The organism is Chroococcidiopsis cubana SAG 39.79 (assembly GCF_003991895.1).
Lineage (GTDB): Bacteria > Cyanobacteriota > Cyanobacteriia > Cyanobacteriales > Chroococcidiopsidaceae > Chroococcidiopsis > Chroococcidiopsis thermalis.
The window spans coordinates 4,006-4,986 of sequence record NZ_RSCK01000126.1 but is presented as its reverse complement, the minus strand read 5'-3'; the positions used below and the strand labels follow the sequence as shown (position 1 = coordinate 4,986).

Genomic DNA, 981 nt, shown 5'->3' with positions numbered 1-981 from the left:
GATTTAATTGCTTCAGGACAAATACCTGTAGTGCGGCTAACGCAAGTATTTCGGCAAGCCGCGCAAAGCTATATCGTTAGCAACGCTCACCGAATCAACTCCGGTCAGTATCCACTGCTAGAGTCAGTTTCCCTAACTCCTCGATCCGATTGTCTGTGGTTGGGAGCGCCAGAACCACAATGTGGAGTGCAGGGAATTCAAGAGTTGGTAAGTGATGTCATTCCCAAGCTAGGTTTTGACCCTGCAAGGGACGTGCAAGTATTGTGTCCCATGACCAGGGGAGAAGTAGGGACGCGCCACCTCAACGGCGTTTTGCAGGCTTTGATTAACCCGCCGTCTGCTGGCAAGGCTGAGATTAAGTCGGGAGGAATTGTATTGCGAGTCGGCGATCGCGTCATCCAACAGGTAAATGACTATGACAGAGAAGTTTTCAATGGCGACTTGGGAACCATTGCTGCAATCGATCTAGAGGAGACTGAGGTGACGGTGCAATATCAGGAGCGCCTGGTCACATATGATTATGCAGACTTGAATGAAATTACACTGGCGTTCGCCACAACCATACATAAAAGCCAGGGCAGCGAGTATCGGGTGGTGATTTTACCTTTATATATGCAACACTACATGATGCTCTCGCGCCACCTCATCTATACAGGGCTGACCCGTGCCAAGCAGTTAGCGATCCTCGTGGGTCCATCTAAAGCGATTGGTCTAGCAGTTAGGCAAGTAAAGGATACTCAACGTTACACTCTGCTGCAAGAGCGATTGGTCAAGCGCGAGCACCAGGGGAGTAATTTGTCCAACTTAGTGCATGAGTCAATCTCAGATTAGTTGTAATTTCTCATAATTAGGTTGGCTGGCTCCGACTCAAAGTGGAACTGGAGAGCCAAATCCTCACCCTCTGGTAGCGATCCCCAAACGCAATTTGTGCGCCGCGCTTTCTGAGAGTGATGCATATATACGTAACAATTGAGCGTTTTG

General features: G+C 49.0%; 1 protein-coding gene. It reads left to right on the top strand.

Features of this window, described 5'->3' with window-relative positions:
• Nucleotides 1–831 (top strand): ATP-binding domain-containing protein (locus DSM107010_RS40560; RefSeq protein ID WP_199755945.1); only part of this gene is annotated, 831 nt, incomplete at its 5' end.
• Nucleotides 832–981: the final 150 nt, after the last annotated feature.